Source organism: Pseudonocardia alni (genome assembly GCF_002813375.1).
In the GTDB taxonomy this organism is placed as follows: Bacteria; Actinomycetota; Actinomycetes; order Mycobacteriales; family Pseudonocardiaceae; genus Pseudonocardia; species Pseudonocardia alni.
Genome location: NZ_PHUJ01000002.1, coordinates 23,034 through 46,917, shown reverse-complemented (window position 1 = coordinate 46,917; position 23,884 = coordinate 23,034). Strand labels below are relative to the sequence as shown.

The following is a 23,884-nucleotide window of genomic DNA, read 5'->3' as shown; positions in this document are numbered from 1 at the left end:
CGGAGCGCGGTCGAGCAGCGTCGAGTCCGCGGCGCGGTTGCGCGCCGAGCTGGCGGTGCGCTGGCTGGTACGCGAGGCCGGCGAGCTGGTGGTCCGCGGGTTCTGCCGCGGCTGCGTCCCGTCCGGACCGGTCAGCGAGGTGGTGTGTGCGTACTGCGGGGACGGGCCGCTGCTGGCCGGGGCGCTCGCCGACGCCGACCCCACGGCCGACTCCGCGGTAGGGGGGTGGTTGGTCGCGCAGGGCTGGGCGTTGGACCCGGTGATGACGTGCCCGCCGTGCCGGCAGGTGTTCGGTCGGGCGAGGTCGTCGTGACGACGCACGTCGACGCGCAGGTGAAGGCGCTGTTGGTGGCGCGGCTGCGGGAACAGCGCGCGGCGGGTGCGTTGACCAGCGCCGAGGTTCGGCGGGCCGCGGCCGGGGTGGGGGTGGCCGAGCGCACCGTGTGGGGGTGGCTGGCCACAGATCCGGCCGGGCTGGAGCGGCGGCCGCGGGCTCGTTACGTGGTCACCGAGGCCGACCGGGACGCCTACGCCCAGTGGCACGGCAACGTGGCCGCGGTGCATCGGGATCTGCATGCCGGCCGGGCGGGGGCGCCGTCGCTGCGTCGCCTGCAGGAGGCCTTCACCCGGGACCTGACCCCGGCCGAGCGGGCTGCGGTGGTGGACGGGGTCGAGGGCCGGCGGCGGCATGAGGTGTACCTGCGGTGGGCGCCGAATCGGCGCAACGCGTTGTGGGAGGGCGACCACACCGAGCTGCCGGTGCAGGTGCTCGCCCCGCGGGCGCAGCGGCCGCGGAAGCCGTGGGCGACGCTGTTCATCGACGGCTTCTCACGGCTGATCATGGGGTGGGCGTTGTCGCTGTACCCGACCTCGGCGGTGGTACTCGCGGCGCTGCGGCAAGGCATGGTCCTCGACGCGGCGCGGGGCCCGTTCGGTGGGCTGCCGGAGGCGCTGCGCCCGGACCGCGGGCTGGAGTTCATGGCGACCGCGATGGCGCGCTCGTGCGCCGCGCTGGGGATCGACCTGTTGCCCACTCCGCCCTACACGCCGCACCGCAAGGGCAAGGTCGAGCGGGTCAACCGGACCCTGGACCAGGAGTTCCTGTCCGGGTTGCCGTTCTACACCCACGGCCCGCGGGGCGCGGACGGGCGGTTGTTCGGGCCGGACGCCGACCCGATGAGCCTGGAGCTGTTCAGCCATCACTTCGCCGACTGGATCACCGAGTACAACCTGCGGCGGGTGCACAGCGAGCTGGCCGGGCAGACCCCGCTCGGGCGCTGGCAGGAGGACGCGACCCCGCTGCGTGAGGTGCCCGGCGAGCAGCTGCGGTGGATGTTGATGGCCGACGTCGAGCGGACGATCAACAAGGACGGGGTGCACTTCGAGCGGGTGCGGTTCATCGCCCCGGAGCTCAACGGGCTGGTCGGCGAACGGGTCGGGGTCCGCTACACCCCGCACGACCTGCGGCAGATCGAGATCTTCCGCGGCGACACCTGGTTGTGCACCGCCTACCCGCAGGACGAGCTGACCGCCGAGCAGCGGGCCGCGGTGCTGGCCCGGCGCCACGCCGACGCCGCCGAGCTGGGCCGCCGGCAACGCCGCGCGAGCCGGCGCGCTCGGGCCCGGCTGGCCCCGCTGACCGCACCCGGACCGGGCGAGGACACCACGGTGGTCACCGCCGAGCAGGACCGCCAGGAACAGCGCGAGCGCCACCATCGCCGCGACGACGACGGGCGGGAGATGCGCCGGCTGGGCCGTACCGACCTGCTGGGCCTGCACCGTGACTTCGAGTACTGGAACCCGCCGCGTGACCCGACGCCGGCGGCAGCACCCGAGGCAGGGCCGGCGGCAGCACCGGAGGCCGGGCCGGCGCGCGGCGCAGCCGACAAGCCCGGCGAGGACAAGGCCGGGGCCGACCTCGGGGGCACGGTGGAGGACGGGAAGGGGTAGGGATGGTGCGGCATTTCCTGGATGTCGAGGGCGCGGCCACGCTGCCCACCGACTCGTTGCTGATGGTCGAGCGGGCGGTGACCGACCTGCTCGCCGTGCAGGCGATGGGCACGGTGCACGGCCCGGCCGGGCTGGGCAAGACCTACGCGGTCGAGCAGGCCCTGACCCGCGCGGTGGTCGACGGGCGGGCCGGGCGGGCGCCGTGCTGGGTGAAGTTCCCCAGCCGCCCCACGATGCGCCTGGTCGCGGCCGACCTGCTCGCCGAACTCACCAGGGTGCCGACCGGGCGCGGGAACCGGTTCGTGCTCACCGAGCAGCTGGTCGAGGAACTGGCCCCACCGCCGGGCGGCGGCGGGCACGTGGTGGTGGTCGACGAGGCGCAGAGCCTGAACACCGAGTGCATCGAGTACCTGCGCTACCTGCACGACCACCGCGCGACGCGGTTCGCGTTGCTGCTGGTCGGCGGGGACGGCACCTGGAAGGTGCTGTCGCGGGAACCGATGCTGCGCTCGCGGATCTACCGCCGGGTCAGCGTGGAACCGCTCACCCCGGCCGAGGTGGTTCGGTTCATCCCGACCTATCACGCGCTCTACGACGGTGTCGACGCCGAGCTGCTCCTGCTGGTCGATGACCACTTCGCGCACGGCAACCTGCGGCACTGGGCAGCGTTCACCCGGACCGCGGCCGCGCTGTGCGCGACCACCGGCGCCGACCGGGTCGATGAGACCGTGGCCCGCAACGCGTTCACCCTGCACGGCGGCGGCGTGAGCGCGTGACCGGCTCCGCCCCGGCGCCCAGCGGCCGCGTGGGCGCGGCGCCGGCGTCGTCGGCCGGGGCGGGGCTGCGGTGGGTGCACGATCCCGATGACGACCACGCCTGCCTGCGGCAGCTGACCGCGATGCACGATCTGGCCGGCGGTCGGGCGGTGTATCATCCCACGCCGGGCGCGACCTGGCCGGTGCTGATCCGGGACCTGCTCGAGGCCCTGGGCAAGCCGCGCGACGCGCTCGCCCGGGAACGGCGCCTGCGCGATGGCGCGCGCCTGGTGCAGGTCTGGATGTGCGCCGAGCGCGTCGAGCACCTGGTGGTGCTGCGTGCGCACCTGCTGCGGCCGCCGCTGCTCGACCGGTTCGCCGAGCTGGCCGCCGCGACCGGCACCACGATCTGGCTGGTCTGGCACCACAGCGACCCACCCGGGCCGGGCCGGATCGGTGAAATCTGGTCCTGGCCCGCGGCGGTCGACACGCTCCGGCGTGGCCGCGCCCGACCGGTGTCATCGGAGCAGGTCCGGCTGCGGTCGGTGGACGCGATCCACCGCGAGGCGGTCACCGAGGCCCGGCGCGAGGCCCGGCTGTGGCGGGTCGCCCCGCCCCGGCAGCGCCGCTACACCCAGCCCGGGTGCGAGCTCGGGGCGCTGCTGCAGCGGCTGAGCATCGACGCCGCCACCTGGGCCGAGCTGGACCTGCTCCTAGACGCCGCGCGCGCCGGGTTCGCCATCGAGGGGCTCACCCTCGTGCTGCCCGACGCGCAACATCTCCGGGAGCTGATCGGTCCACGCCTACCGGCACCGGTCGTGACCCGGCTGCGCCGGATCGTGTGCCCGACCAGCGCCGTCGCGCTGCTGCTTACGTGGGCCACCGACGCCCGACCCGGCCGCATCGCAGGGTGCATGCAGCGCAGCGTCAGCCCCGACGGCGGGCACGTCGACCTGTTGCCGGGCCGCTACCGCATCCCCGGATCGGTCCAGGTCATCCTGCGGGCCGCCCTGATCGAGCACCGCATGCGCGGGCTCCCGCCCTACACGTTCCTGACGCGTACGGACGACACGTCGTACTGCGCGCAGGCCATGGCCAACCTCATCACTCGCGTTGCCGGGCGCGCCGAGGTGGCTCTGCCTCCCTCGTTCGAGCGCAGCGACTTCGGTCCCGAACGGCCCTTCGTCGCCGAACTGGTCAACACCGGACGGGTCCGGCTCGAAGGAGCCCCGCCCCGACCGCGTCTCCAGCCCGACCACGACTCGCTACCTCGTCGCCGCCGCTGGAGACCCTGAGCTGCCCGGGGACTCTCGTCGCCGACTGCTCACCGGCGCCCCCGCTCCCGACGTGAGTCACTGAACTTTTCGCCGCGCCTACTGCAACTTTGCCCGCGCATCCCACTGCACTTTTCGCCGCGCTCCACAGCCTCCCGTCGCGCCCGCCGGTCTCCCGCTCGTCATGCTTCACCTGCGTGCCCTCCTCAACCGCTATGCACCTATGCATTAAAATGATAATGGTACGCTGGCGGGGTGCTCAGGATCGTTGCGGTGTCCGCCGGGTCGGTGGACTACCTGCTGCGCGGCTCGGGCTGCGCCGAGCACGAGCACGCCCCCGCGAAGGAGGCTGACGGGGTCGGCTACATGCTGGCGGGCGCCGAGCGGGAGCCGGCTGGAGTCTGGGGCGGCCAGGGCCTTGGGATGATCGGCATGACCGCTGGGACCGCTGCCACCGAGGAGCAGGTTCGAGCCGTCTTCGGTCGCCTGGAGCACCCGACCGCGGTCGCTGCTGACGGGTCCCCGGCGGCCCTCGGGAACCGCCCTCGGAAGTTCAAGACGCGAGAGCAGCGCATCGCGCTGGCCCTCGCGAAGGAGCCCGACGCGACCGAGGAGCGCCGCGCCGAGATCGCCAACGAGGTCCGTGCCGAGACCCGTAAGGCCGTCGCCTACTACGACCTCACCTTCTCCCCCGTGAAGTCGGTGAGCGTGTACTGGGCGGCCCTCATGGAGGCCGGTCAGCACGCCGAGGCGCAGGCTGTTGTCGATGCCCACCACGCCGGTATCCGCGCCGCGATGGAGTACGTCGAGCGCGAGGCGGCCTACGTCCGGTCCGGGTACCACGGCCGCACCTCGTCAGGTCTCTCCGTGGGCGTGCACGAGCGCGGCGAAGGACTCAGCTGGGTGCGCTGGGACCACTCGACGAGCAGGGCTCAGCAGCCGCAGATGCACTCGCACGTCACCGTGCTGAACCGGCTGGTCACGACCTCCGACGGCGAGATCCGCTCGCTCAACGGGCGCGCCTTCCGCCCGATCAAGGAGGGGGCTGACGCGATCTACCAGCAGGTCAGCCAGACGGCGTTGGCGGAGAGCAACGGTGTGGTGTTCGCCCTGCGGCCCGACGGCAAGGCGACCGAGATCATGGGGGTAGACCAGCGGCTTTGCGCGAAGGCGTCGAGCCGGCGAGAGCAGATCGCCGGGGCGGTCCGGAGCGCGGCGGAGACCTTCGTCGAGCGCTACGGGCGGGAGCCCAGCCCGGCCGAGCGCAAGGAGATGGACCGGGTGGCATGGCGGCAGACCCGGGCCGCGAAGAACTACGAGGTGGCCCCTCGTCAGCAGATCGACAACTGGGTCAACGGAGTGCGCGGCGAGCTGCGTCAGAGTCTGCGCGCGGTCGGCCAGCAAGCCGCGCTCGTGCAGCGGCACGGGCACCCCGACCAGCACGGATACGCCAACCGAACCAAGCAGGAAGTGCTCCACGCCGCGGTCGCCGCAGTCGAGCTGCGCCACTCCACCTGGCAGGTCGGGAACCTCGTGCGCGCGGTGAACGACGAGCTTCTGCGGACCCCGCACCTCGAGGAGGGGGCCGAGGATCTCGCGCGCGAGGTCCTCGACAACCCCTCGGAGTACGGCGTCGTGCTGACCTCCCCGCCGGACCCGGCCCCGGTCCCGGAGGCGCTGCGTCGCGACGACGGCCACAGCCGCTACCGGCAGCACAACTTCGAGCGTTGGACGACCGCCCGGCAGCTGACCGTCGAGTCCGGAATCGTCGCGAGGGCCCGCGAGACCGGGGCCCCGGCGCTCGCCGGGCCGGAGCTGGAGCTGGCGCGCGTCGAGCTCATCGCTGCTGGTCTCGGCGTCGACCAGGTCGACGCAGTGATGGAGACACTGTCGTCGGGACGTCGCGGCGATGTCCTGATCGGCCCGGCCGGAACCGGGAAGTCGCGCACGATCGGTGCGCTCGCCCGAATCTGGCCGCAGCACGTCGGCGGACGTGTCCTGGGTCTGGCGACGTCGCAGATGGCGACCCAGGTGCTCGCCGAGGACGGTCTCGATGCCCTGAACACGACCGTGTTCCTGCAGCGCTACGCGCCCGACGAGAACGGTGTGGTGCGGGCGCAGCTCGGGCGTGGGGACCTCGTCGTCGTCGACGAGGCAGGGATGTCGTCGACGACGGAGCTGGACCGGATCTCCAGGATCGTGGCCGCGGCCGGCGCCAAGCTCCTCTACACCGGCGACCACGAACAGCTGGTCGCGGTGGGTGCGGGCGGCATGCTGGACCTGCTCGTGCGGGACAACGGCGCGGCCGAGCTGACCGAGGTGCGCCGGTTCCACAACGGGTGGGAGCGCGAGGCCTCGATGCGGCTGCGCGTCGGCGACGGTGACGTGCTCGCGACCTACGACCAGCACGGCAGGGTCCGCGGAGGGACCGCCGACGAGATGGCCGAGGCGGCCGGCCGCGGCTACCTCGCCGACGTCCTGGCCGGCAAGGAGTCGCTGCTGATCGTCCAGGACAACGACACCGCGAGGGACATGTCGGCTGCCATCCGAGCCGAGCTCATCACCGCTGGTCGGGTGGCACACGAGGTCCTCGGACAGACCCGCGACGGGAACCTGGTGAGCGCCGGTGACCGGATCCAGACCCGTCAGAACGACTACAGCCTGCGAGTGGACGGCCGCGGTGGCGTCTACAACCGCGACGTGTGGACGGTGCTCGACAAGGACCCGATGAGCGGTGCCTTGCGCGTGCAGAAGGGCGACGGACTGGTCGCGCACCTGCCGGCGGACTACGTCGCCACGCACACCACCCTGGCCTACGCGGTGACGGTCCACGCTGCGCAGGGTGCAACCGTCGACACGACGCACGACCTGGTGTCGCCGAGCCTGTCCCGCAACGCGCTCTACGTCATGCTCAGCCGCGGCCGGGAGAACAACACCGCGTACGTGCCCTGCCGTCGTGAGGCGGACCAGCACGACCACGAGGCCGTCGACCGGGGTCCGCTGGATGTCCTGGCCGAGATCCTGGACCGGGCACCCGACGGCGCGTCGGCGGCCGAAGTGGAGCGCCGCATCGGCCTCGAGGAAGCACGTTCGCTCGCCTGGGTCGGAGCGCAGTGGGACCTGCTGACGACCGAGTTCGGCCGGGACCGATACACCGACCAGCTGGCCTCTTTGTTGGGCCACGAGGAGATGGACGAGCTCGTCGCCGAGCCGCGATACGACCAGCTGATGGCTGCAGTTCGCTCGGCCGAGCTGGACGGCCACGATCCCGCGGCCGTCCTGCGCGAGGCGGTGCGGGCGCGCGGCCTCGGTGGGGCGGAGTCGGTGGCCGACGTCCTGCGCTACCGCGTCAACATGGCTGCAGCGTCCCGCTCGCCCGAGCGCCGCGTCAGCGCCGGTGACTGGTCGAGCTACATCGATGACCTGGGCGGTCCGGTCGGTGAGTTCGAGGCGGCTCTGAGCCGCGCGGCCACCGAGCGGCAGAACGAGCTGGGCCAGAGGGTCGCCGACGAGATCCCGGAGTGGGCCCGGGAGGCGCCTGCTCTGGGAACCCCGCCCGCGGACGGGCCGGAACGGGCCGAGTGGATCCGTCGAGCCGGCATCGTCGCGGCCTACCGCGACATGCACTCCGTCCCCGACGAGCAGCTGTCCCTCGGTGCGGCGCCGGACAAGCGCCGCGCGTTCCACCACCTGCTCTGGAAGCAGGCCCATGCGGCGCTGGGCTACCCGGCGGACAGCCTCGACTACGCGGCGGCGACCGTGGAGCAGCTCCGTGAGATGCGGGTGGAGTGGCAGCGCGAGCAGACGTGGGCTCCGCCCTACGTCGAGCAGGAGCTGCGTGCCGCGCGTGAACTGGCCGAGGAGTACCGCCGCGACAGCATCATCTGGGCCGCCGGGCTGGACCAGCTCCCCGAGGGATCGGACGAGCGGCGCGACGCCGAGCGCGACGTGGCAGCCGCGCGTCGCCTGACCGCTCTGCAGGAGCAGCGCGTCGAGGCCCTCATCACTGTGGCCCGGGTGCGCGAGGAGTGGTTCGAGCAGACCGCCGCGACCCGGGTGCAGGCTGCGCTCGCCGGCGATGAGCTGGAGCGGCGTGGGCAGGAGCGGAAGGTCGCTCCGAGCCGGGGTGAGCAGACCGAGCTGTTCACCATCGACGAGTCCAGCAACGAGCGGAGCAGCGAGCGCCGCCGAGTCGTCGACCCGGCTCAGGAAGAGCTGGACCTCCCCGGAGTGCCGAGTGCGCGCCCCGACAGCCCCGCGCGGGACGAGGAGACGCAGCGTGGGCCGCAGGGACAGGCGGTCGAGGCGGACGAGATGAGGAGGGACCGGGACGAGGTCGCGGTCGCGCAGGGCTACGCCGACGTCCGGCGCGACGAGGCGCAGGTCGCTCGGGAACGCGCAGGGCAGCCCGAGCTGTTCACCACCGTCCCGGAGGTTCGAGATGTGGCTGCCGCCCAGCCAGTGCGTGAGGGCGATCGGACCCGCGATGTGGCGGCGGAAGCGGATGGGGCAGCGCCGCTCACCGTAGGGAATGCGCTGCGCATTGCCCTCGTCAGCAAGGCCCTTCGCGAGGAGATTCGCGCTGCCAACGCGGACAAGAGCCGTGCCGACGAGCACACAGATGTCGGTATCGGCGCCCCCGTCCCCCGCCCCCCGGAAGTGGCGGCGAGTACGGAGAATCAGCGGCAGCGGCGCCGTAGTAGTGGCATCGCGCGCTGAATGTGGACTCGACTCAGGTTGAGGGCACGCTGGAGCCACGTCGTCGCACTCGCCGGGTCCGTGACCGCACGACGGTAAGCGGTTCGTTCGCGCTGTTCACACGATGGCGCCCTTCACCTTCGTGTCGGGTCGAGGCGCGGCAGGCTCGACACTCCGCGGGCCGTCCGAGTCGCTGGCGCCGACGCCGCGATCCCGTCGGCCCTCGTCGACCCTGCCGACGCGACCGACCTCGACCCGTTCCTCACCGACGCCCAGGTCGCCGACTGCCGCACACGACGAACGTCGAGGACGGCGCCGCCCAGCGCCTCGCCCGACCCCGTGAACCCGCCCGGCTGCTCGGCCCTCGACGCTGCCCGAGGACGAATGCGAGAGCCCGTTCCGTTGAACGTTCCGTGCCGGTAAGGTTCCGTCGTTCTGACCGGGCGAAGCGATGGGCGACGGGTGAACCAGTTCGAATTCTGGGCGACGATGACCGGTCACCTTTTCTCTTGGCCGGCCGCTGTTGTCTTCTCTGTCCTGATCCTGAAAGAGCCCTTGGGGAAGCTGCTTGGTCGTCTACTGTCTGCGGAGGGGCCGGGGGGCATAAAAGCAAACTTCGCGCAGCTATTGGCAGAGGCGAAGCCGAATGATCGAGCGGCCGACGACGGGGCTGCATCAAGCGATGTGCCCGTTCCGTCGGTCCCCGCTCCCGGAGTGACTAAGCCGGAGCCGCAACCGCCGGCTCTGCCCGGGGGCACCCACGACGACGACCTGGCGCACCTCCCGCCGAACCATGCGAAGCGACTCGCCGCCAACATGGTGGAGTTCGTAAGTCGGCAAACGCGTAGGGACCAGCTCATTGGTCTGGCGCTCAAGCGGCCCGATGTCGCCGTGTCCGAGGCGTGGAACTTTCTTTACGACTCGCTGGTCAGCCTAGCCCTCGCGACGGACGGATACTATGAGCGGTCTGCGCCGGTGCTGCTGTCCCGCCGCCTAGTGGATCACGGACTGTTCAAGAAAGAGGATGCGAACGAGTTTCAAATCCTTCAAACCCTGAATTCGAGCGTTGTGAACTCGGGGGAATATGAGGTGGTCGTCTCGACCGCCTCCGCGATGACCTACATCAATCGGGCTTTCGATCTACTCGAGAACGTGAACCTTCGGGTAGCGACTCAGCAAGGCTCCGCCCAGCAACCTCCCGGCTGACAACGTTCACTCCGCCCGCGACAGCACCACCAGGGCGACCTGGCATGGCGGGCGAACCGCATTGGCACCAGGAACGCGCCGCTCGACGCTCTGTGAGTCGCTCTGGGGCTGATGGAGACTCGCGCTATGGGATTCCGACCGGGTGTTGGTCGTCCCGGTGGGCAGCGTAGAACGCCTGCTCGTACTCGTGCGGAGGCCGGTCTCCGAGGTAGCCGTGCAGGCGCTGGTGGTTGTGCCAGTGCACCCAGCCCAGCGTCGCGAGCTCGACGTCCTCCACTGTCTTCCATGGACCGTCTCGGGCGGGTCCGCGGATCAGCTCGGCCTTGTAGTAGCCGTTCACGGTCTCGGCCAGCGCATTGTCGAACGAGTCCCCGACGCTGCCGATCGACGGAACCGCGCCGATCTCAGCGAGCCGCTCGCCGTAGCGCACCGACGTGAATTGCGACCCGGCATCGCTGTGACAGCGCAGGTCCGGCAGCCGGGTGCCGCGCGACCAGCGCGCCATCTCTAGCGCATCGAGCACCATGCTGGTGCGCATGTGCCCGGCGACCCGCCAGCCCACGATCATCCGCGAGAAGGCGTCGACGATGAAACACACGTAGGCGACCCCGGCCCAGGTCGGCACGTAGGTCAGGTCGGTAACCCACAGCTGATTCGGCGCGTCGGCCCGGAACTGGCGCTGCACCAGGTCCGGATGGCGCGCCGCGACTGGATCCGCCCGAGTGGTGCGCAGGCGCTTGGTCCGTCGGGCGCCCTCGATACCCGCCGCGCGCATCAAGCGGGCGACCTGGTCACGGCCGACGTCCAAGCCGTCGCGGCGGGCGGCCTTCCACAACTTGCGTGCCCCGTAGACGCGGTAGTTGTTCTCCCACAACCCGACCAGCCGCGGGGTCAGCTCGGCGTCCCGCCTGGCCCGCGCCGAGGCCGGGCGGGTCTTGGCGGCGTAGTAGCTGCTCGGGGCCACCTGCAGCACACGGCAGATGAGCTCGACCCCGAGCCGGCGCCCCTCCACGACGTCGTCGCGGTGGGCGTCGACGAATGCCACTACCTGCGGTACTGGCGGTCGAGCTCCGCCCCGAAGAAACTCGCAGCCCGCTTGAGCACCTCATTGGCCCGGCGCAGTTCGCGGACCTCTTGCTCGAGCTCGCGTACCCGGGCTGCCTCGTCGGTGGTGACACCGGGCTGGTGGCCGTCGTCGACGTCGGCTTGGCGCACCCACAACCGCACCGACTCCGCGCCGTAACCGAGCTGATCGGCCACCCGCTTCACCACACCGTGATCGTGTCCCAGCTCGGTGCGCAGGGTGCGGACCATCCGCACCGCCGCGGCCTTCTCCTCCTGCGAGTACCGCCGCGTCGTCGGCTTGCCCGCAGTGCGTTCTGACGGCATGACTCCATCCTCGTTTCCAAGGTCAAGAGTCTCTACAGCACCCAGGGCGGCTCAGCGGCCGCATGGTCCACGGCCAGGCGCTGGGCTACGATTTCCTCCACGTCGCCGTCGACGACCACTCCCGACTGGCCTACGTCGAGGCCCTGCCCGACGAGCGTGACCCGACCAGTGCCGGGTTCCTGCGCCGCGCCACCGCCTGGTTCGCCGATCACGGCGTGCCCCGCGCGCGGGGTCCTGACCAACAACGCCCGTGTCTACCGGGCCGGCCGCGGCTGGACCCAGGCCTGCGCCGAGCTCGGGATCAGCCGTCGGTTCACCCGCCCGCACTACCCCTGGACGAACGGGAAAGTAGAACGGTTCAACCGGACCCTGCTCGATGAGTTCGCCTAAGCCCGCCCCTGGTTGTCCGACACCGATCGGCTCGCCGCACTCGACGACTGGGTCCATGCCTACAACACTCGACGAGCCCACTCCGCCATCGGCGGTTATCCACCCATCGCCCGACTAGCCGGCTAAACCCGGTCAACAACGTGGTGGGTCACCACACCTAGGGGCGACGCGGGCGCGGACACACCCGAGGACGACGAGGGCGGCGGCCCCGGTGATGGCTCCCTCGACCGCCGGCCCAACACGGGCCGCCGGAGTGATGTCGCTGCGCAGCGGGATCGATTCCACCAAAGCAGCCGGATCGAACAGCCCCGACTGGGCGAGGACCGTGCCGTCCGGGAGGATGACCGCACCGACCCCGCTCGTCGTCGGCACGACGGTTGCTCGCCCGAACTCGACCGCACGTACGCGGTCGACGGCGAGCTGCTGATAGGTCATCTCCGTCCGCCCGAAGGTGGCGTTGTTGCTGGGAACCGCCAGCATCTGGGCTCCGGCCAGAACGCTGTCCCGGACGAGATCGTCGAAGATCACCCCATAACAGGTGGCCGCGCCGATCACCGTGCCCGCGGTGGCGACCACGCCGCTGCCGTCACCCGCGGCGAAGTCGCTCGACCGGCCGAACAGAGGGCTGAAGGTGCGGAAGAACTCCTTGAAAGGCACGTACTCACCGAACGGTTGCAGCCTTCGCTTGTCGTGCACAGCCCCCGGACCGCTGTCCGGTTCCCACACGATCATCGTGTTCGTCGGCTCAGCCTCCGGCGGGGTGAGGACGGCACCGACGAGTATCGGAGCCTGGATCGCCCGGGCTGCGCGATCGACTGCGGCCCGGGCATCGGGATTGCGCAGCGGATCGATGTCCGCCGAGTTCTCTGGCCACAGGACGACCTCCGGCCGTTCCTCCCTGCCGACGGTGACATCTGCAGCAAGCTGCTCTGTGCGACGGACGTAGTTGTCGAGCACGGCTCGGCGCTGGGAGTTGAAGTCGAGCCCTGATCGGGGCACGTTGCCCTGCACCGCAGCGACCACTATCTGGCTGTCGGGACGGGCGTGCGCGGTGGCGAGTGGAGATGCGATCACGACGATGATCGGCACGAACACCACGCAGAGGGCGACGGGCATCGGGCCGGCGTAGTGAACCGTCGACCGAATCAGCTCGAGCAGCGCGAATCCGGACAGGACGACGACGAATCCCAGCCCCGGTACACCGGCGAGCGTGGCTACCGGGGTGAAGATCCCCTCGGCCTGACCGAATCCGACGCGACCCCACGGAAATCCGCCGAACGGGATCCTGCTGCGAGCAGCCTCACCTGCTGTCCAGACCGCAGCTCCGGCGAGCGGCCACCACCAGCGATCCGGCAACGCTCCGACCGCACCGCCGGTCGCTGCAAGGAACAACGCTTGGAATGTAGCCAGAACGAGCCACGGCATCGGACCGACGAACTCGCCGATCCAGGACAATAGCGGCACGAAGAACGCGAGCCCGGCCAGCATCCCCGATACAGCGCCGCATCGCGCTCCCCCGCCACGCCAGGCGAAGCCGATCGCCAGGAACGCGACGGGCGCCAGCCACCACCAGTCGCGGGGAGCGAACGTCGAGTACAGGACCAGCCCACCGCCGACCGCAGCGAGGGCCGAGCCCAACGAACCCGCCGACGCCTGCCGACGACGGCGTGCCACGGACCGGTCGGGCGTGGCGGCCGTCATGGCTCCCTGGCCTTTGCGGTCATGTTCTGCTGATCGACGTGATCGACCGGTTCCACCTGCACGGCGGACCGGGTGACTCCCGCTTCGGTCAGTACCTCGCGCGCCTGGTCCAGCACTGGATGGATCCGGTCGTCCGAGCGGACGAGGACGTGCACGCTTGCAGCCTCCACGCCCGAGGTGATCGTCCAGATGTGGAGGTCGTGCACCTCGGTTACGCCGCAGATCGCACGTAGCCGCCGCTCGACCTCGGCGACGTCGATCTCGGGAGGTGCGACCTCCATCAGGATCCTGAGGGCGTGGCGCATCAGGACGTAGGTGCGGGGCAGGATGAACAGTCCGATCGCCGCCGCAACGATGGTGTCCGCGTACATCCACCCTGTCGACCAGACGATCGCCGCCGCCACGATGACCCCGATCGACCCGATCATGTCCGCCATGACCTCGAGGTAGGCCCCCTTCACGTTGAGGCTCTCCCGTGCACCCGCGGCGAGCAGGCGCAGGCTGATCACGTTGACCACGAGCCCGAACACCGCGGTCACGAGCACCGGTAGGCCCGCGACCTCAGCAGGATTGGCGAGCCGGCGCACTGCCTCCACGAACACGTAGGCGGCCGCCGCGAAGAGCAGCAACCCGTTGATGACGGCTGCGAGCACTTCCAGTCGATAGTTGCCGAAGGTGCGCTGCGTGGCACCGGGGCGGTTCGCCAGGACGACGGCTACCAGCGCGAGACCCAGACCGAGCACATCCGTACCCATGTGCGCGGCATCGGAGAGGAGCGCAAGTGACCCCGAGCCCAGGCCGACGACGATCTGGACGACCATGTAGCCGCCTGTCAGCAGGAGCGCCGCGGTCAGGCGCCTGGTGTAGGCACTGCCAGCAGTCGCCGATCCGCCAACCCCGTGCCCATGGCCGTGTCCCATCGATCTCCCATCAATGTATGCGAATGTTTGCATGCTAGCGGATCACGCACGCATAGTGCACGCCACGACACCGGCCCGCCGCCGCTCCCCCAGCATGATCCGCTCACAGCTTCGACGCGACCGATCGTCGCGGCCGAGCGCCCGATACGTCGGAAGAGTGCAGTCCGACCGGTACCGTCGATCTCGGAACGGTAACGACCTACCCGAGGTCGTGGTGTCCTGCTCCCCTGCTTTCGGATGCCGCCGATTCCGCTCGACGAAGGGCGATCCACTGTGCCGAGGCACCATCGCGCCAGCGTGGGACCCGGTCGGCATTCCCCGAGCCGACCCGTTCCGGCCCGCTCGCGTGTAACACGAGACGCTCCTGCATCGCAAGGACTGGGCCCGGTCCGACACCGTGGCAGCAGCGCGGTCGGGATCCTGACCTCGGCGGTGGCTGGCGGTGGACTCGTGGCGGGTCACGTATCGCTGGGGGACGGCACGGTCCACATCGAGGACCTCGCCCTGCAGGCCTTCACCGCCCCGGTCACCGAGACGGCGTCTCCACCAGTGCCGACGCTGCCCGTCGCACCGGCTCCGTCGGACGGGGTGACGCGGGCGCTCGCCGACCTGCCCACCCCTCTGGACATCGACGCGATCACTCGCGCGGCGACCACCGCGGTCGACGAGGCGGAGCAGATCCGCCGGGATGCGGAGCGGGAGAGCCCACCGGATAGCGGCTCCGGCGACGCGGGTGGCGGACCGGGCATCTGTGCTGCGGGCACCGAGGGGTTCGGCGCCGTGGCGACTGGCACGGCCACGGCGGGCGAGAGGCTCCGCTGCATGTTCGGCGTCGACACCGTCTACGGGGTCGCGGGCCGCGCTAATGCCTCCGACCACCCCAAGGGCAAGGCACTCGACTTCATGGCCGATCGTGCGACCGGTGAGAAGCTCGCCGAGTACGCCCGTCAGAACATGGACGAACTTGGCATCAGTTACGTGATCTACCGCCAGCGCATCGACACAGGCAGCGGCTGGGAGATGCAGGAGGACCGGGGCGGCGTCACCGCGAACCACATGGACCACGTTCACATCTCGTTCGACTGACCGCCTCACGTGCCGTCTCGCTGCGGGCCGAGAACGTCTGGGGTGTCCTCCTCCCTGGACAGCCACCACGGCTGGATGGTCGGACCGTCGCCGTAAAGGCGGTCGAGCTGACGATCCGTCCGACGCGCTGCGCGTTCGTCCGAGGCGAACCACTGGCGGACGAATGCTCCGATGAGCCCGATCGCCGCGATGTCCCCGAAGCCCCAGAGGATCGCGCCGCCCAGGTGCTGGTCGTCGAGCAACGACAGTCCCCAGTCTCGGCCCAGTGCTTCGTAGTAGTCCGCGGCGAACAACGTGCTGGTCATCATGATCGGGACGCCGAGAAGGATGTGCAGGGGCCCCATCCCGACGACCAGGATCATTTTCAGGCTGAAGCGGACGCGATGCGGTGTCGGATCGATCCCGAGCAGGGCCCAGTAGAAGAGGAAACCGACAGCTACGAAGTGCAGGTGCATCACGTCGTGCACCCACATGTTCGTCAAAGAGAGCTCGTAGAGCGGCGTGTAGTAGAAGGCAAACTGTGTGACGGCGAAGATCCCGAAAGCCGCTGCGGGGTGGGAGACCAGCCGGCTCCAGTGGCTGTGCAGGGTTGCCAGGACGACTCGGCGCCCCGTAGCAGGCAACGCCCGCAGCGCTAGGCTGATCGGAGCGCCGAGCACCAGCCCCACCGGTGCGATCATCTGCAGCACCATGTGCTGGATCGCGGGTACGGAGAACAGCGCGCGGTCGTAGACACCGAGGAACGACGCCGTGCCGACCACCGTAAGCCCGACGCCGAGCAGGAAGAACGCGGTACGTCGAGGCGCCCATGCATCACCGCGGCGGAGAAGATGCCGCACTCCCCAGAGGTAGAGTACCCCGGTCAGTGCCAGAGGCACGAGGACGACGCTGTCGAACGTCCAGCTGAACAGCATCGTCTCGACTGTCAATGGTGGCGGATCCTGAGGTGGTAATCCTGCGGGAACGGTGTGGATCATGGGGTGGTCACTCCCGTCGGGTCGATGCCGGGACCCGGTTCCCGGCCCCACGAACGGACGACGACCAATGCCGCGGCTACGACCGCGAGGTCGGATACGAGCCATGCCAGGACGGCGCCGTGGCGTTGTCCTGCGAGCAGGTCCGGGATGAACGGCATCGCCACCGCGGCATAGAACGAACCCGCCACTGGCTCGGCGCGCAGGAGGAGCCAGATCGCGAAGGCCGAGTGCAGCATCATCACCGCGAACAGAAGACCCAGCCGGACGAACACCGGCGGCTCGGGGTCCCTGGCGCCGAGCACTGCGCGAAAGAGCAGGGTGCCGGTCGCGAGAGCGAGGGTATTCATGGCTGGATGTGACCAGTGCTCTAGCACTATCGCGTCGAACAGTCCGGTGGCGTACACACCGAATAGCGACACGGCTGCTGCCGTCCACGCGACCGCAGGATTGTGGAGCGCCCGCATCGGCCCGCTCTCGAGCAGCGCGTCGATGCGGTCGCTCGCTCCTGGGTACGAGCCGCACCGGAGCAGCGTCAGCGGATGCCCCCAGACCAGGAGCACCGGGGCGACTGTGGCGAGCAGCGCGTGGCCGACGAGATGGACTCCGAACACCGCGGTGGAGAAGGCGCCGATTCCCGACGACGTCGCGACGAGGACCGTCAAGCAGCCGGCGGACCAGGCAAGACTTCGGTGACGTGGCCAGCTGCCGCCGCGGCGTCGCAGACGGCTGACCGCGGCCATGTAGACGACGGCCCCGATGACCGCGGCCGGGGCGAAGAGAAGGTCTACCCGCCAGAGACCGGCGATCTCGGCCCACCCCATCCGGTCGGGCAATTCGTAGCCGAGCAGGAAGACGAGCCGGTCTGCGTCCAGTGGCTCGGGGATCTCTGCACCTGGGGGGATCAGTCGCGTCATCGCTGCGCCCGCAGCTGTCGCAGCGGTGAGGGTGATCAGCTCTATTACGAGCCCAAGCCGCCCGGAGCCGCGTCGCCTGCTGCCGCGGGCGACGGCCAGCCCCGCGATCAGGGCCACGGCACTGGCCGCGACAAGCAAGCCGTATTCGCTGGTCAGCCCGTCGACCCCGACGTCGAGTGCGAACGGTACGGCGCCCGTCATCACCAGGACGACTCCGCCGGCAATGGCAAGGCGATCGTGACGTCGCATTGCGTGCTCACCGACCTCGCCCCCACGACCGAGCCACCAGATCGCCAGCGTGCTCCCGATCCAGAGTGTGGCGGCGACCGTGTGCACGGTGACGGCGTCTCCGTACCAGTCGTGCGAACGCTCAGAGTTCGACGTCGCGGTGGCCGGGGGCACGATCAAACCGGCGAGAAGGACTACGAACACTCCCGTCGCACCACGCCAGGTGAGCACCGTCCCGGCGGCCAGGCCGGCCGTTCCGACCATCAGTGCTGCGATCACCCACCCTGCCGCTGCATCGATGGTGAGCAGCGCCTGGACGAGCGCCGGTGGGTTCTGCAGCAGTCGTCCGGGCCCGATCCCGATGGACTCCGCGATCGTGAGCAGGGCGACGGCGATCGCGGAGGCAGCGAAGATCAGACCCGCGGGACGGACCACCTGCAGCGCGGCGTATCCCGTCGGGCTCAAGGCACCTCGGGCAGTGCCCGGTGCGTGGACGACGGCGGCGAGCAGGCCGGCCACCGCCACCGACGCCGCGCCGATCGCCAGTGTGCGGGCCAACGGTTGACCAACTGAGGCCGTCACGCCCAGCGAGCGATAGCCGAATAGGACCGCGATGTCGGGTGCCACTGTGGCCACCGTAAGACCTGTGAGCACGGCGACGGGCACCCACCAGGCGAGCCAGGACCAGCCGGGCCGCATCGCGAGGGCGATCGTTCCGGTCCGAGTCACGGCCTGGTCCCAGGTGATGTCCTGGGCGTGAACCGGCGGAGGCTGAGGCTCTGCGACACGACGAAGACCGAGGACAGGACCATGGCCAGTCCCGCGATCAGCGGGCTGAGCAGGCCGGCGACGGCGAGGGGCAGTGCGGCGACGTTGTATCCGAACGCCCATCGCAGGTTGCGCACGATGGTGCGGTGGGTGCGGCGGGCGAGTTCGATCGCATCCGCCACTGCCGACAGGTCGTCGCGGCCGAGGACGACGTCGGCCGCCTCGATGGCGACGTCGGTGCCGCTTCCGATCGCGATCCCCAGATCGGCCGCGGCAAGCGCCGCGGCGTCGTTGATTCCGTCCCCGACGACCGCGACCGACCGGTCGCCGGCTCGGAGACGGTGGACGTGGCGGACCTTGTCCTCCGGCATCGCCTCGGCGATCACCTGGTCGATCCCGACGCTCTCTGCCACGGCAGCGGCCGTCCGCGGATTGTCGCCGGTCACCATGACCGGTTCGATCCCGAGCGAGCGTAGCGCGGCGACGGCCCCCGCGGCGCTCGGCCGGATCCGGTCGGTGACGACGCAGAGCCCGCGTACCCGACCGGCCCACCCGACGGCGACTACGGTGCCACCGGCCCCCTCCGCTCGGAGGCACTCCGATGCCAGTGCGTCCGTCAGCTCGTGACCGTGCTCGGCCAGCATCCGCGGACTGCCGACCAGCACCTCGACTCCGTCAACAGTCCCCCGGGCGCCAAGCCCGGCGATCGCGACGACGCCGTGGGCCGGCCGGCCGAGCGAGGTGTCTGCCGCGACCACGGCAGCGGCGATCGGGTGTTCCGAACCGCGTTCGACGGCTGCGGCTCGAGCCAGCACGTCCTTCGGATCCTCACCGGCTGCCGGTCGTACGGCCTCGAGGTGGACCTTTCCCTCGGTGAGGGTGCCGGTCTTGTCGATGACGACGGTGTCGATGCGCCTGGTCGATTCCAGCGCCTCGGGCCCCTTCAGGAACACCCCGAGCTGCGCTCCCCGGCCGGTGCCCACGAGTAGAGCGGTCGGGGTGGCCAGTCCGAGCGCGCAGGGGCAGGCGACGACCAGCACGGCGAGCGTGGCCGTCATCGCACTCGCGGTCGACGGGCCGAGCAGCGACCATCCTGCGAACGTCGCCATCGCGAGGACTAGGACCGACGGCACGAACACAGCTGACACCCGGTCGGCGAGGCGCTGGGTGGCGGACTTGCCCTCCTGCGCCTCCTCGACGAGTCGGGTCATCCGTGCCAGCCGCGTCGCGGCGCCGACCCGGGTCGCCACGATCAGCAGGTGCCCGACCGTGTTGATCGTGCCACCGACGACACGGTCACCCGGCCCGACCTCGCGCGGGACCGACTCGCCGGTCACCACACCGGTGTCCACAGCGGACCGGCCCTCCTCGACGAGGCCGTCTGTTGCGATCTTCTCGCCGGGCCGCGCGGTGAACAGCTCGCCGACCCGCAGCTCGCCCACCGGAACCCGGACGGGCTCACCGTCGCGCACGACCTCGACGTCCTTCGCCCCCCAGCTGAGCAGTGCGCTCAACGCCGACCCTGCCGAACGCTTCGCACGTGCTTCGAAGTAGCGTCCCGCGAGCAGGAACGTGATCACAACTGCCGCGACGTCGAGGTAGAGCGCGTCGTCGGTCCGGGTGAAGGCCGCCCACCCGGTGCCGAAGCCCGGCTCCGCCTCGCCCTCTCGAAGCATGATCCACAGCGACCAGCAGGTTGCCGCGAGCGTGCCGACCGATACCAGCGTGTCCATCGTTGCCCCGCCGCGGCGGGCCGCGATCCACGCAGCCCGGTGAAACGGCCACCCGCACCAGAGCACCATCGGCAACGCCAGTCCGAGGAAGACCCACTCCCAACCGGCGAAGCGGAGCTCGGGGAACAGGGAGAGCGCGAGCGACAGGTCGGCCAGTGGCATGGCGAGCACCGCCGCGACGGCGAGCCGGCGGCGGAGATCATGCGTTCGGGTCGCTGCGCTGCCACCAGTGAGGTCCTGGGCGGAAGGCAATGGCCGTGCGGTGTAGCCGGCACGTTCGACGATCTTGGCGAGCGAGCGGGGATCGGTGCCGGACGGAACGGCGACCCGGGCACGCTCGGTGGCGAGATTGACCGTCGCCACCACGCCGTGGACTTTGTTCAGCTTCCGTTCGACACGTCCAGCACACGCCGCACACGTCATCCCTCCGATCGCGAACACGTGGATCTCCACCGGCCGGACCGTGGCGTCGTCCCCGTCGATCGTTCCGAGCTCGCGCCCCGTTCCAGTGGAGTGACGATCTGTCACGCGAGTCAGTTCTCCCTAGGGTCGTCGCTCGGCATGGACTCCTTGGCGACCTCGTGGGCGAGCACTTCCGTCGGGTGCGCCCTCCCGCCGACGTGCGCCTCAGCCCGTGCTCGCTGCACGATGTGGGGGTAGTGCAGGTCGAACGCTGGACGCTCGGACCGGATCCGGGGCAGCTCGGTGAAGTTGTGCCGCGGCGGCGGCGACGACGTCGCCCACTCCAACGAGTTCCCGAAGCCCCACGGGTCGTCAACCTCGCAGATCCGGCCGTATCGGTAGCTTTTGAACACGTTGTAGAAGAACGGCAGCGTCGAGGCACCGAGCACGAACGCGCCGATCGACGAGATCGTGTTCAGTACGGTGAAACCGTCGGAGGGCAGGTAGTCGGCATAGCGCCGGGGCATCCCCTCGTTGCCCAGCCAGTGCTGCACCAGGAACGTCAGGTGGAACCCGACGAAGGTCAGCCAGAAGTGGATCTTGCCGAGCTTCTCGTCGAGGAACCGGCCGGTCATCTTCGGGAACCAGAAGTAGATCCCGCCGAAGGTCGCGAACACGATCGTGCCGTAGAGCACGTAGTGGAAGTGCGCGACGACGAAGTAGGTGTCCGACACGTTGAAGTCCACCGGCGGCATCGCGAGCAGGATGCCGGTCAGACCACCGAAGAGGAACGTGACCAGGAAGCCGACCGAGAACAGCATCGGCGTCTCGTAGGTGATCTTGCCCTTCCACAGGGTGCCGATCCAGTTGACGAACTTGACGCCCGTCGGGATGGCGATGAGGAACGTGGTGAAGGCGAAGAACGACAGCATGATCGCGCCGGTGGCGTACATGTGGTGCGCCCAGACCGCGACCGACAGCGCCGCGATGGCGATGGTCGCGAAGACCAGGCCCTTGTAGCCGAAGATCGGCTTGCGGGCGAACACCGGGAAGATCTCCGAGACGATGCCGAAGAACGGCAACGCGACGATGTAGACCTCCGGATGGCCGAAGAACCAGAACAGGTGCTGCCAGAGCACCACACCACCGTTGGCCGGGTTGAAGATCTGGGCGCCGAGGTGGCGGTCCGCGGCCAGCGCGAGCAGCGCGGCGGTCAGGATCGGGAACGCGATCAGGATCAGCAGCGCGGTGATGAAGATGTTCCAGGTGAAGATGGGCATCCGGAACATCGTCATACCGGGCGCGCGCATGCAGACGATGGTCGTCACGAAGTTGACGCCACCGAGAATGGTGCCGAGGCCGGAAACGACGAGGCCCATGATCCACAAGTCCGCACCGGGACCTGGTGAGCGGATCGCGTTGGACAGCGGGGTGTAGGCGAACCAGCCGAAGTCCGCGGCGCCGCCCGGGGTCAGGAACCCGGAGACGACGATGATCCCGCCGAACAGGTAGAGCCAGTAGGAGAACGAGTTGAGTCGCGGGAACGCGACGTCGGGCGCACCGATCTGCAGCGGCACGATGTAGTTGGCGAAACCGAACACGATCGGCGTCGCGAACAGCAGCAGCATGATTGTGCCGTGCATGGTGAACAGCTGGTTGTACTGCTCGGTCGACAGGAACTGCAGCTCCGGTCGCGCGAGCTCGGCGCGGATCAGCAGCGCCATGACGCCGCCGACCGCGAAGAACGCGAACGACGTGCAGAGGTACAGGATCGCGATGTCCTTTGGATCCGTCGTTCTCAGCATCTTGAGGAACGTGGACCCTTTCGCGGTGGAGCGCGTCGGGTTCGGGCGAACCGTCACCGGCTGTGGACCGACCTGGGTCATGGAGTGTCCTTTCGGCTCCGTGCGGCGATCCGGGTCGTCGACGTCGTGCCGGATCCGGGCGCGGAACAGAGCAGGGGCGGCGGTCGTCGGGGCGATCGACGCCGAGGGGCATCCGCGCGGAGGGCCGCGCGGGACGGTGGCTGGCGACCAGGGTTGCGGGCGCATCTACGTTCGGGAGACGCAGATCCCGATCAGGAGACGTGACCCCGCGAGCGCAGGCGGTTCTGCCGTGATCGGCGACCGTAGAGCCGATGCCCACTCGGCAGGGGCAGTCGCCGCCACCCTGCCCACGAGCGTGGGCATCGGCCGATCGTCGTCACGGCTCGGCGACAGCGGCGCGGGATGCCCGTCGGCCGGCGACTCCGGACATCCCACGACATGTCCGGCGCCGGCGTCGGGCGTCGACGACGCAGCCGGGGCGGAGGCGGGCACCGCGGTCACCGCAACCGGGGGCGGGGCCACTCCCGCATACGCCGCCGACAACGGGTGCAGTGCCAGCAGGCCAAGGAGCGCGCCGAGGACGGCCAGCACGACCGCACCTCGACTCGACATCACGTGACCAGCTCCACCGTCGGCTCCCTCGAACTCCGACACAGCGTAGAACATGCGGTCCCTACGCACATCAGCTTGTCGCTCCCGTGCATCACCGGCGTCGGCCGGGGACCGAGGTGCCCCGGTCGTCCGTGGCGGTGAACCGCAGGCAGGCCCAGGCAGCGAGTACCGCAGAGCCGAGCACGGTCAGTCCCGTCAGCACGGCAGGCACCGACGCGGTCGCCCGACGACTGGCCTCAGCTCGCGGCGAGTGCATCGTCGAGGGCCCGGCGAAGGTCGTCGAAGGTCTGGACCGTGACTCGCTCGCCGTTCACGAAGAACGTCGGTGTGCCCTGCACTCCGAGGCTCAGACCGTCGTTCCGGTCGGCGTCGATACGATCCATGGTGGCCGGGTCGTTGTAGGCCACGTCGAAGCGGACCAGGTCCAGGCCCAGGTCACGAGCATAGCCGCGGAACCGATCGTCCATCGGCACCTGCTGTTCCCCCCACTGGGCCTGTGTCTCGAACATCCGCTTGTACATCGGCTCGAGCGCGCCCTGCTGTGCAGCGGCCTCGACGGCACGAGCGGCCCGCTCGGCGTTGGCGTGGCTCTGCACCGGGAAGTACCGGATGACGAAGTTGACACGGTCGCCGTACTCCTGGCGCAGCTGCTCGATCGCGGGGTAGGCGGCGCCACACGCCTCGCATTCGAAGTCGAGGAACTCGACGAAGTCGACCGTGGCGCCCGGTGCAGTCGACAGCCTCAGGCTGTTCTCGCGGACGACGACTGCCGCAGCGTCCGACGTGTCGTCGGCGTTGAAGCGGCTGATGCCGAACAGGGTGCCGACTCCGACGACGAACACCACGACGATGATCAGGGAGAACTTCAGGTTGGACATCCCGCCCTTGACGGGGAGCGAGGGTGTCGAACGCGTGCGGGTCTTGCGGGACATGGGAGACCTCGGGCTCTGCGGCTCTGCGGCTGTGGGGCCGCGGGTGTCGGGACTGACGTGACGGGCGGGCCGGTCGCGGGACGAACAGGCGCCGGCTCGTGCGGTCGATCAGTTCCGGTCGAC

Annotated in this window: 15 protein-coding genes, 1 pseudogene and 1 other annotated feature; of the genes and pseudogenes, 8 read left to right on the top strand and 8 right to left on the bottom strand. The window is 70.0% G+C overall.

Translation table 11 applies throughout. The features are described from left to right. The first annotated feature begins 37 nt into the window (after positions 1–37). The 6 genes from ATL51_RS00720 to ATL51_RS00695 all read left to right on the top strand — a co-directional run bounded on the left by ATL51_RS00720 (position 38) and on the right by ATL51_RS00695 (position 9,883). On the top strand, positions 38–313 hold the full coding sequence (locus tag ATL51_RS00720) for a hypothetical protein (RefSeq protein ID WP_100877260.1): 276 nt from the start codon (positions 38–40) through the stop codon (positions 311–313). Continuing rightward, positions 310–1,950, top strand: a complete 1,641-nt coding sequence (locus ATL51_RS00715; protein ID WP_100877259.1) for a Mu transposase C-terminal domain-containing protein — start codon at positions 310–312, stop codon at positions 1,948–1,950. Before ATL51_RS00720 ends, ATL51_RS00715 begins: the two co-directional genes overlap by 4 nt. 2 nt (positions 1,951–1,952) lie before the next feature. After that, the gene (locus ATL51_RS00710; protein ID WP_100877258.1) at positions 1,953–2,726 is read left to right on the top strand and encodes an ATP-binding protein; all 774 of its coding nucleotides are present in this window, start codon (positions 1,953–1,955) and stop codon (positions 2,724–2,726) included. After that, the gene (locus tag ATL51_RS00705) at positions 2,723–4,000 is read left to right on the top strand and encodes a hypothetical protein (RefSeq protein WP_100877257.1); all 1,278 of its coding nucleotides are present in this window, start codon (positions 2,723–2,725) and stop codon (positions 3,998–4,000) included. Before ATL51_RS00710 ends, ATL51_RS00705 begins: the two co-directional genes overlap by 4 nt. Positions 4,001–4,234: 234 nt before the next feature. After that, positions 4,235–8,698: a MobF family relaxase gene (mobF, locus tag ATL51_RS00700; RefSeq protein WP_100877256.1), complete on the top strand. Its 4,464-nt coding sequence runs from the start codon at positions 4,235–4,237 to the stop codon at positions 8,696–8,698. A 441-nt stretch (positions 8,699–9,139) separates the two neighbouring features. Then, a complete protein-coding gene (locus tag ATL51_RS00695) occupies positions 9,140–9,883 on the top strand; it encodes a hypothetical protein (RefSeq protein ID WP_157818153.1) in 744 nt (247 codons plus the stop codon). A 124-nt stretch (positions 9,884–10,007) separates the two neighbouring features. Here ATL51_RS00695 and ATL51_RS00690 read toward each other — a convergent pair. Then, positions 10,008–11,272, bottom strand: a protein-coding gene (locus ATL51_RS00690; protein WP_100877234.1) for an IS3 family transposase whose coding sequence is annotated in 2 segments (ribosomal slippage) — positions 10,008–10,969 and positions 10,969–11,272 — 1,266 coding nt in all. Because the reading frame shifts where the segments join, the coding sequence is not laid out codon by codon here. Further along, positions 10,839–10,973 (bottom strand) — a sequence feature (AL1L pseudoknot). (Overlaps the previous gene by 135 nt.) Positions 11,273–11,428: 156 nt before the next feature. Between ATL51_RS00690 and ATL51_RS29780 the strand changes: the two are divergent. After that, a pseudogene (locus ATL51_RS29780) lies at positions 11,429–11,788 on the top strand (integrase core domain-containing protein). 6 nt (positions 11,789–11,794) lie between these two features. On the opposite strand, the gene lnt reads toward ATL51_RS29780, so the two are convergent. Beyond that, a complete protein-coding gene (gene lnt, locus ATL51_RS00680) occupies positions 11,795–13,363 on the bottom strand; it encodes an apolipoprotein N-acyltransferase (RefSeq protein ID WP_100877253.1) in 1,569 nt (522 codons plus the stop codon). Then, entirely contained in the window at positions 13,360–14,283 is a 924-nt protein-coding gene (locus ATL51_RS00675) for a cation diffusion facilitator family transporter (RefSeq protein WP_100877252.1), read from the bottom strand. The genes lnt and ATL51_RS00675 overlap by 4 nt, the downstream gene beginning before the upstream one ends. A gap of 588 nt (positions 14,284–14,871) precedes the next feature. Here ATL51_RS00675 and ATL51_RS00670 point away from each other — a divergent pair. After that, positions 14,872–15,369, top strand: coding sequence for a hypothetical protein (locus ATL51_RS00670; protein ID WP_157818150.1), 498 nt, complete (start codon positions 14,872–14,874; stop codon positions 15,367–15,369). Between the two features lie 5 nt (positions 15,370–15,374). Here the strand turns inward: ATL51_RS00670 and ATL51_RS00665 are convergent, their stop codons facing one another. The 5 genes from ATL51_RS00665 to ATL51_RS00645 form a co-directional block, all read right to left on the bottom strand. Further along, positions 15,375–16,283, bottom strand: coding sequence for a cytochrome c oxidase assembly protein (locus tag ATL51_RS00665; RefSeq protein ID WP_157818149.1), 909 nt, complete (start codon positions 16,281–16,283; stop codon positions 15,375–15,377). A 59-nt stretch (positions 16,284–16,342) separates the two neighbouring features. Further along, the gene (locus ATL51_RS00660) at positions 16,343–18,115 is read right to left on the bottom strand and encodes a cytochrome c oxidase assembly protein (RefSeq protein ID WP_157818148.1); all 1,773 of its coding nucleotides are present in this window, start codon (positions 18,113–18,115) and stop codon (positions 16,343–16,345) included. A gap of 98 nt (positions 18,116–18,213) precedes the next feature. Continuing rightward, positions 18,214–20,442 (bottom strand): heavy metal translocating P-type ATPase, encoded by a 2,229-nt coding sequence (locus ATL51_RS00655; RefSeq protein ID WP_301548833.1) that lies wholly within the window; start codon positions 20,440–20,442, stop codon positions 18,214–18,216. Between the two features lie 80 nt (positions 20,443–20,522). Continuing rightward, positions 20,523–22,277, bottom strand: coding sequence for an aa3-type cytochrome oxidase subunit I (ctaD, locus tag ATL51_RS00650; RefSeq protein WP_100877248.1), 1,755 nt, complete (start codon positions 22,275–22,277; stop codon positions 20,523–20,525). A gap of 788 nt (positions 22,278–23,065) precedes the next feature. Further along, positions 23,066–23,761, bottom strand: a complete 696-nt coding sequence (locus ATL51_RS00645) for a DsbA family protein (protein WP_226369778.1) — start codon at positions 23,759–23,761, stop codon at positions 23,066–23,068. Between the last annotated feature and the right edge of the window lie 123 nt (positions 23,762–23,884).

What these genes read in the sequence shown, in the direction of transcription:
- ctaD (WP_100877248.1), bottom strand. Translation starts at nt 22,277, where the DNA reads ATGACCCAGGTCGGTCCACAGCCGGTGACGGTTCGCCCGAACCCGACG.
- lnt (WP_100877253.1), bottom strand. Translation starts at nt 13,363, where the DNA reads ATGACGGCCGCCACGCCCGACCGGTCCGTGGCACGCCGTCGTCGGCAG.
- ATL51_RS00665 (WP_157818149.1), bottom strand. Translation starts at nt 16,283, where the DNA reads ATGCTGTTCAGCTGGACGTTCGACAGCGTCGTCCTCGTGCCTCTGGCA.
- ATL51_RS00710 (WP_100877258.1), top strand. Translation starts at nt 1,953, where the DNA reads ATGGTGCGGCATTTCCTGGATGTCGAGGGCGCGGCCACGCTGCCCACC.
- ATL51_RS00675 (WP_100877252.1), bottom strand. Translation starts at nt 14,283, where the DNA reads ATGGGACACGGCCATGGGCACGGGGTTGGCGGATCGGCGACTGCTGGC.
- ATL51_RS00645 (WP_226369778.1), bottom strand. Translation starts at nt 23,761, where the DNA reads ATGTCCCGCAAGACCCGCACGCGTTCGACACCCTCGCTCCCCGTCAAG.